The sequence below is a fragment of the Micromonospora sp. M51 genome, assembly GCF_018070305.1.
GTDB lineage: Bacteria > Actinomycetota > Actinomycetes > Mycobacteriales > Micromonosporaceae > Micromonospora > Micromonospora parva.
Genome location: NZ_JAGPXZ010000233.1, coordinates 1 through 7851 on the forward strand (window position 1 = coordinate 1; position 7851 = coordinate 7851).

The 7851-nt window shown below is 71.3% G+C and carries 7 protein-coding genes and 1 pseudogene; 1 reads left to right on the top strand and 7 read right to left on the bottom strand.

The features are described from left to right. The 7 genes from KBX53_RS14715 to KBX53_RS14745 all read right to left on the bottom strand — a co-directional run. Window positions 1-516, bottom strand: a 516-nt coding sequence (locus KBX53_RS14715) for an L-ribulose-5-phosphate 4-epimerase (protein ID WP_210859812.1), incomplete at its 3' end; no start/stop codon positions are given. After that, a complete protein-coding gene (gene araB / locus KBX53_RS14720; RefSeq protein ID WP_030333967.1) occupies window positions 513-2195 on the bottom strand; it encodes a ribulokinase in 1683 nt (560 codons plus the stop codon). The genes araB and KBX53_RS14715, both read right to left, overlap by 4 nt. A gap of 629 nt (window positions 2196-2824) precedes the next feature. Beyond that, on the bottom strand, window positions 2825-3613 hold the full coding sequence (locus tag KBX53_RS14725; RefSeq protein WP_030333965.1) for an ABC transporter permease: 789 nt from the start codon (window positions 3611-3613) through the stop codon (window positions 2825-2827). Continuing rightward, a complete protein-coding gene (locus KBX53_RS14730) occupies window positions 3610-4587 on the bottom strand; it encodes a daunorubicin resistance protein DrrA family ABC transporter ATP-binding protein (protein ID WP_030333963.1) in 978 nt (325 codons plus the stop codon). Before KBX53_RS14730 ends, KBX53_RS14725 begins: the two co-directional genes overlap by 4 nt. Before the next feature lie 32 nt (window positions 4588-4619). After that, window positions 4620-5462, bottom strand: coding sequence for a DUF4097 family beta strand repeat-containing protein (locus KBX53_RS14735; RefSeq protein ID WP_030333961.1), 843 nt, complete (start codon window positions 5460-5462; stop codon window positions 4620-4622). Window positions 5463-5533: 71 nt separating this feature from the next. Next, on the bottom strand, window positions 5534-6058 hold the full coding sequence (locus KBX53_RS14740) for a hypothetical protein (protein ID WP_030333959.1): 525 nt from the start codon (window positions 6056-6058) through the stop codon (window positions 5534-5536). A gap of 91 nt (window positions 6059-6149) precedes the next feature. Continuing rightward, on the bottom strand, window positions 6150-7295 hold the full coding sequence (locus tag KBX53_RS14745; protein WP_210859814.1) for an FUSC family protein: 1146 nt from the start codon (window positions 7293-7295) through the stop codon (window positions 6150-6152). 219 nt (window positions 7296-7514) lie between these two features. On the opposite strand from KBX53_RS14745, the pseudogene KBX53_RS14750 reads away from it, so the two are divergent. After that, window positions 7515-7851 (top strand): annotated as a pseudogene (locus tag KBX53_RS14750) (hypothetical protein); the annotation flags it as partial.

A 7851-nucleotide genomic window follows, 5' to 3' on the forward strand; every position in this document is an offset into this window, starting at 1 on the left:
GCCGATGGTGAACACGCCGTGGTTGCGCATCAGCACCGCCGGCGAGCGGTGCCCGGCGAGCGTGGCCACGATGCCCTTGCCGATGTCGTCGCCGCCGATCAGCGCGAACGGACCGATCGGGATCTCCCCGCCGAACTCGTCGGCCTGCGCCGTGAGGTGGCAGGGGATCGGCTCGCCACACGCCGCCCAGGCGGTCGCGTACGAGCTGTGCGTGTGGACGACGCCGCCGACCTCGGGCATGGCCCGGTAGACGTAGGCGTGGGCGGCGGTGTCGCTGGACGGGGCGAAGTCGCCCTCGACGAGAACGCCGTCGAGGTCGCACACCACCATCGTGGCCGCGGTGAGGTCGTCGTAGCTCACCCCACTCGGCTTGATCACCATCAGGTCCTGGCCGGGAACCCGCGCGGAGACGTTGCCGGACGTCCAGGCGACCAGGTTGTACCGGGTCAGCTCGGCGTGCAGGCGGGCGACGGTCTCGCGCAGCTCGGCGATCTGTCGGGTCACCTCGGCGTTCACGCCACCACCTCCAGCGGGGTCTCGTGCGGGGTAGCGGCGGTCTCGACCGCCGCATTGCGGATCGCCCGCAGGCGGAGCATGACGTCGTTGCCGCCACGACCGAAGTGGTCGTGCAGCGCCCGGTACTCGGCGTAGAGGGCGTCGTAGGCGCGGGCCCGCTCGGGGTCCGGGCGGTAGACGGCCTCGTGCACCCGACCCATCGCCTGCGACGCCTCGTGGATCGAGGGGAACTCACCGGCGGCGACCGCGGCGTGGATCGCCGAGCCCAGCGCCGGCCCCTGCGACGAGGCGATGATGTTCAGCGGACGCCTGGTCACGTCGGCGTAGATCTGCATCAGCAGCGCGTTGTTGGTCAGACCACCGGCGATCACCAGGTCGTTCACCGGGACTCCGGCGTCGACGAACGCCTCGATGATCATCCGGGTGCCGTACGCGGTGGACTCCAGCAGGGCCCGGTAGATGTCCGCTGGCCGGGTGGCCAGGGTCATCCCGACGATCATGCCGCTGAGGTCGTGGTTGACCAGCAGGGACCGGTTGCCGTTCCACCAGTCGAGCGCGATCAGGCCGTGCGCGCCGACGGGCTGACTCGCGGCCAGCTCGGTGAGGCGCTCGTGCGAGTCGATGCCGGCTGGGGCAGCGTGCTCGACGAACCAGCCGAAGATGTCGCCGACGCCGCTCTGCCCGGCCTCGTAACCCCACGCGCCGGGGCTGATGCCGCCGTCCACGACACCGCACATGCCGGCCACCTCGGCGACCTCCGCGCCGTTGACCACGTGGCAGGTCGAGGTGCCCATGATGGCGACCAGCCGACCGGGTTGCACCGCCTGCGCGGACGCCGCGGTGACGTGCGCGTCGACGTTGCCGACGGCCACCGCGATCCCCTCCGGCAGGCCGGTCCATGCGGCGGCCTGGGCGGTGAGTGAGCCGGCGCGGGCGCCGAGGGGCAGCAACGGACCGTCCAACTTGGCCACGAAGTCACCGAAGTTGGGGTTGAGCGCGGTCAGGAAGTCCTTGGCGGGATACTGACCGTCCTGCAGGATGCCCTTGTATCCGGCCGTGCAGACATTGCGGGTCTCGGTGCCGCAGAGCTGCCAGACGATCCAGTCGGCCGCCTCGATGAAGCGCTCGGCCCGGTCGTAGACCTCCGGGTCCTCCTCCAGGAGCTGCAGGCCCTTGGCGTACTGCCACTCGGCGGAGATCTTGCCGCCGTACCGGCCGATCCACGGCTCGGCCCGCTCGTGGGCCAGCGCGTTGATCCGGTCGGCGTGCGGCTGCGCGGCGTGGTGCTTCCACAGCTTGACCCAGGCGTGCGGTCGGTCGCGCAGCTCGGGCGTCTCGCACAGTGGAGTGCCGTCGGCGAGCGTCGGCAGCACGGTGCAGGCGGTGAAGTCGATGCCGATGCCGACCACCGCCGCCGGGTCCACCCCCGCGGCGGACACCGCCGCCGGGACGGCGTACCGCAGCACGTCGCGGTAGTCCTGCGGGTTCTGCAGGGCCCAGTCCGGGGGTAGCGCTCGACCTCCCGGCAGCGCCGTGCTGATCACGCCATCGCCATACTCGTGCACCGCGGTCCCCAGTTCGGCACCATCGCCGACACGGACCACCAGAGCTCGCCCGGACAGGGTGCCGTAATCGACACCGACGACATAGCGGTCGTCAGCTCCGTCCACACGGTTCATGTTCACCTCCACCGTTAACGGGGATAGTGTTAACGCTCACATCCAGCCTCGTCAAGACATCTACCCGCAACAGCTCCGTAACGGAACGCGGAAGGCGGACCGACTCGGGAGGGTTGATAGCGGACCGGTGCAAAGCACACCATTCCGACGGCAAGTGCGCCGATCAGGTGCCGAACGGGGCCTCGGCGCGGACCGGATGCCCACCAGATGGCCGTCGACAGGCGAGGCGACAGGTGCGGTGCGCCGGACACTGCGGGACGACCGTCCGATAGCGACCACCTAAACTTTCGGTGGCAATGGCAGCGATAACATCATCGGGCTCGCGCGTTCCCCCGCTCGGATCCGCACCACTGCCGTCAATGACCTTGCGGGCTCTTGGGTGAGCGCTCCGCACCGGCTGCCCACGCCGCGCGCAACCGGGCGACGCGGCTGTGTTATCGATAACATTCGACGTCTTGAGGCGCTCTGGCCGCCCGGGTCGGACAGCGACGGGACACCCGGTCCACAGCCCGCTCAGGTGCGCGCGCCGCCGCCCCCGCAGGCCGCGCGACACCACGAGCCGGCGGCCCGGCCCCCTGGGCCGAGCCGCCGGTTCCGCGAGCTGATGGCGAGACCGCGCGCCGGTCGGGTCAGCTCGTCCGGTTGCGGTTGTAGAGCGCCTTGGCCCAGAGGAAGCAGGCCACGGTGATGACGGCGCACCAGACGACGGCGATGGTGGCGTTGTTCCCGATCCCGGTGCCCAGGAGCAGGCCGCGAAGGGTCTCCATGACGGGCGTGAAGGGCTGGTAGTCCGCGAACCACCGCACGGCGGCCGGCATGGAGTCGGTGGGGACGAACCCGCTTCCGAGGAACGGCAGGAGGATCAGCGGCATGGGCAGGTTGCTGGCCGTCTCGACGCTGTCACTGACCAGACCGAGGGCGACCGACAGCCAGGTGAGCGCAAAGGTGACCATGGCGAGGACGCCGAGGGCGGCGAGCCACTCGACCGGGTTGGCGGTGGGCCGGAACCCGACCAGCAGCGCCACGACGGTGACGGCCGCGAGGCTGAGCATGGTCTGGACCAGGCTGCCCAGCACGTGACCCGTCAGGACCGACGGTCGGAAGATCGACATCGTCCGGAACCGGGCGATGATCCCCTCGGTCATGTCCATCGCGACCGAGATGGCGGTGCCCTGCGCCGCGCTGACCACAGTGATGAGCAGGATGCCGGGCGTGACGTAGTTGGCGTACTGCGAGCGGTCGCCGGACGGGCCGAGGCCGGCGCCGAGCGTGCCGCCGAAGACGTAGACGAAGAGCAGCAGAATGATGATCGGGATGCCGATGAGCAGGAAGGTCATCGACGGGTACCGCCGCATGTGCAGCAGGTTGCGCCGCAGCATGGTGCTGGAGTCGCGGACGGCGAGGGAGATGGTGCTCATCGCGCGGAAGCCCTTTCGTGATGGGTCCGGCCGGCCCGGGTGTCCGGCTGACCGGTGAGGGTGAGGAAGACGTCGTCGAGGTCGGGGGTGTGCACGGAGAGCCCGGCCACGCTGATCGAGGCGCTGTCGAGCTGGTCGAGCAGGGATCGCAGTGACCCGACCCCACCGTCACTGGGCACCTGGAGGGTGAGCGCCGCGTCGTCCCGGGTGGCGGCCTGCAACGTCCGGGCCGCCGAGTCGAGCCCTTCCTGGTCGGCGAACTGCAATACGACGTGACCGCCCGGGATGAGCCGCTTGAGCTCGCGTGGTGTGCCCTCGGCGATCAGACGGCCGTGGTCGAGGAACGCCACCCGGTCGGCGAGTTGGTCGGCCTCCTCCAGGTACTGCGTGGTGAGCAGGATGGTGACGCCCTCGGCGACGAGCGCCCGGATGATGTGCCACATGGCCCGGCGGCTGCGCGGGTCGAGGCCGGTGGTCGGCTCGTCGAGGAAGATGACGCGGGGCTCGCCGACCAGGGTCATCGCCAGGTCGAGCCGCCGGCGCATGCCACCGGAGTACGTCGACACCGGCTTGGCCGCCGCCTCGGTCAGGTCGAACTGGTCGAGCAGGTCGGCGATCCGACGCCGGCCGGCGGCCCTGCCCAGGTGGCACAGGTCGGCCATCAGGGTCAGGTTCTCCCGGGCGGTGAGCAGGTTGTCGACGGCGGAGAACTGGCCGGTGACGCCGATCAGCGCGCGTACCGCGTCGGGCTCCCGGGTCAGATCGTGGCCGAAGATGCGCGCATCGCCACCGTCGGCCCTGATCAGGGTGGAGAGGATCTGCACGGTGGTGGTCTTGCCGGCCCCGTTCGGACCGAGCAAGGCGAAGATCGTGCCCTCGGTGATCATCAGGTCGACGCCGTCCAGGACGACCTTGTCGCCGTAGGACTTGCGCAGGTCGGTGGCGACGATCGCGGGGTTCGTGGAGCTGGTCATGGTCTCCTCATTCGTGGTCGGCGCGGTGGGGGTCAGGCGCGGCGGATCATGATGTCGCCGTAGGAGGTGTTCGCCCGGACCTCGACCGTCTCGTCGGTCTGCGCCGGGCTGCCGGTCGACTCCAGCGCGTTGTGCACGCGGCCGTGCTTGGAGCTGACGTCGAGCCACGCGGCGGTCCCGCGACGGATGCCGACCTCGATGGCGCCGTAGGAGGTCTGCACGTCGATCGCGCCGCGGGCGACCTCACCCAGCCGAAGGTTGCCGTAGGCGGTACGCGCCGTCACCGAGCCCAGCGACGCGTCCACGGTGATGTCGCCGTAGGCCGTGTTGATCCGGACGTCGCCGCCGCTGCGGCCGATCCAGCAGTCGCCGGACGAATTCTTGATCTCGGCGGTGCCGTCGACCGCGCCGATGCGCACCTTGCCGGACGAGGCCTTCACCCGGGCGGGTCCGAGGACGCGCTCGACCGCGACCTCGCCGTGGCTGCTGTCGATCTCCAACGGCCCGGTCTCGTCGAGCCGGATGCCGCTGCCGGTCTTGATCCGGCACTCGCCGAGCCGGCCCTCGCAGCGGAACGCCGCCCACGACGCCTCGGCGTGCACCCGCGACCCGGTCGGGAGCTCGACCAGGACGTCGACCGACGGCCCGGGGCCGAACCCGTAGCGGCGCCAGCTCTTGGGCACCCGGATCACCAGTTGCCCGGCGGCGAACTCGACGGTGGTCTGGTCGGCGGCGCTCACGTCGGCCTTGCTCGACGGGTCGCGGGGGCGCACGGTCACCACCGTGTCGGTGCGGTCACTCGCGGCGATCCAGGCGTCGCCGATCGGCAGCTCGATCTGGACGGCAATCGGTTCTGGCGTCTCGAAAACAGGCATGGTGGTCTCCCGGAAGGTGGTCGGCGAAGGTTGCCGCTGGTCAGCGGCGCGGCGGATGGGGGTACGGGAAGTTAGCGGGCCCAGCCGGTGAATCGCTGGCCGGAGGTCGGCTCCACCCGGCGCGGCGGACGACGTTCCGGGTCGCCCGCCCCGACGGCACCGGCGACGGCGCGCACCAGCCAGGCGTTGACCGAGAGCCCGGCGCGCCCAGCGGCCTCCTCGACGCTGGCCTTCAGGTGGTCGGGCAGCCGGAGGTTGATCCGCGAGGTGCCGCCCTCGTCACCGTCGGGCGCGGACACCGGCACCGCCAGCGGTGGCGGGCCGCTGGCCTCGCTCGCCAGCTCGGCCGGCGGGCTGGCCGGGGTCACCACGAAGTCGGGCTCGCGCCCGCGCAACCGGACGTGCACCGAGCCCGGCGCGAGGTCACGGGTGATCTCGTCAGCCGCGTCGGAGAGCGCTTCGAGCAGCGTGAGACGGGTGGCCGCCTCCAACTGCGTGAAGAGCCGTTCGGCCAGCACCCGGGCCTCCGGGTCCACACCCTCCGCCGCCACGGCGAACTCGTTACGCAGGTTCTCGACGTATGACCTCAGCTCCATGACACCATCATGGCACCACTTTGGCTCAGATAGCAACAGTGATGGCTCATATATGCGCCAACAACTGGCACCGGTGGGCGCCGCCGGACCGTCAGAGATCGCCGAAAGCCCTCCGGACCAGGTGATTCGCGTCCTCCTGGCTCAGGCCTGTGGCGACCAGCAGGTCACTGACCGTGGTCCGGACCTGCGCCACCACCACCGCACCGGAGAAGCCCACACCGTCCCGATAGGCGTTCCCGGCCGTCGCGACCGCCCGCAGTGCCTGCTCCCGCGCCCGATTCGGCTCAGCGCCAGCGGCGAACTGCCGCTTGAGCAGGCGGACGGTCTCGGCCAGCTCGGCCACCGCCCTCGGCAACGACTCCGGCACCGGCTCGCCGTCCTCGATGAGCGTCACCGACCGTCGGATCAGGGTGCCGCTGTTCCGCGTCGCCCGGTCGATCAGCTCCGCCGCCTGCGCGTACCGGCCCACCGGTCCGTGCCGCTGGTGCCAGTACACCGGCGACAGGGTGCTCGCCTCCCGGGCGCCCTGGGCCGCCTCGACGAACGCCTTCAACCGGCCCGCGCTCTGCCGCAGCTCACCCCGGGCGGTACGGGCCCGGGCGGCGTCCCGCTCGGCCAGCGCTTCGGCGGTGGCGTCGAGCTGGGTCAGCAGGAGATCGAAGGCCGGCCGGGCGGCCCGGTTGAGCACCCGTAGCGGGTTCAGCGGCAGCAACACGGCGGTGACCAGCAACGCCACCCCTCCCCCGATCAACGCGTCCACGAACCGCGGGATCTCCAGGTCCCGGACGGTTGGGCTGAGCGTGGCGATGAGAACCGCCGTCGCCCCGGCCTGGATCACCACCGCCGCGCTGCCGGCGAGGAAGAGCGCGACGACGATCGCCAGCACCACGATCAGGGCGAGCTGCCACCACCCGGTGCCGGTCACCAGGAGCAGCAGGTCGCCGATCAGCACCCCGACGGTCACACCGATGATCAGCTCGATGGTGCGACGCAACCGCTGGCCGACGGACGCGGCGAGCGTCGAGACGGCGGAGATCGGCGCGAAGACCGGCTGCGACACGTGCAGCAGCGAGTGCGCCACGAACCAGGACAGTGCCGCCGCCAGGCCGGCCTGCAGGGCGAGGCCGCCGATGGCGCGTACCCGACGGACCCGGTCGTGCCAGGCGGCCAGCAGGCGGTCCCAGCGCCGCGCTGTCGACGGGCCCGCGTCCGCTCCGCGCCGACCGGCAGCGACCATGGCGGCACCTACCCCGCCACGACCGGCTCAACCCTCGCACGCACGGGCCGGTCGACCACAGCGCGCCGGTCGGGTGGCAGCACCAGGGACGGCCGAGATTGAGCGGGTCCGGTTCGGGTAGACCCGCTCGGCCGCCGGCCCCGGCGCGTGTCGTCGAGGTGGGGTAGCGGGACAAGGGCGGCGGGACGCCTCGGGGGGACGTCGGATGGATCAGCGCGGTTGAGCGGGCCGGACAGCTCCGGTGGCGTCGTGGAGCTACGGGTGCACGGAGTCTCCGGCGCGAGTCCCGCACAGGTGCTGGGCCTGCAGCAGACCGGGCAGGTCGCCGGTGACCGCAGTGGCGGGTTCTACCGGCCGCGCCCCCGGTCCTCGGACAGCGCGAGCGTGCCGGGGGTGACGCTGGAGGCGTACCGCTGGGGTGACCTGCCGTCGGGCACCGTGACCCGCACCCTGGCGGTGGTGTTCCTGCTCCCCTTCATGCTTGTCAACGTCGCGATCTGGATGCGCCCGGCGAACCCGGCTTCCGAGGCGGCGGTCAAGTCCCTGTGCCGGGTGC

Bases quoted from the DNA above. Each gene is read 5' to 3' on its own strand.
- araB (WP_030333967.1), bottom strand. From the start codon at position 2,195: ATGAACCGTGTGGACGGAGCTGACGACCGCTATGTCGTCGGTGTCGAT.
- KBX53_RS14725 (WP_030333965.1), bottom strand. From the start codon at position 3,613: ATGAGCACCATCTCCCTCGCCGTCCGCGACTCCAGCACCATGCTGCGG.
- KBX53_RS14730 (WP_030333963.1), bottom strand. From the start codon at position 4,587: ATGACCAGCTCCACGAACCCCGCGATCGTCGCCACCGACCTGCGCAAG.
- KBX53_RS14735 (WP_030333961.1), bottom strand. From the start codon at position 5,462: ATGCCTGTTTTCGAGACGCCAGAACCGATTGCCGTCCAGATCGAGCTG.
- KBX53_RS14740 (WP_030333959.1), bottom strand. From the start codon at position 6,058: ATGGAGCTGAGGTCATACGTCGAGAACCTGCGTAACGAGTTCGCCGTG.
- KBX53_RS14745 (WP_210859814.1), bottom strand. From the start codon at position 7,295: ATGGTCGCTGCCGGTCGGCGCGGAGCGGACGCGGGCCCGTCGACAGCG.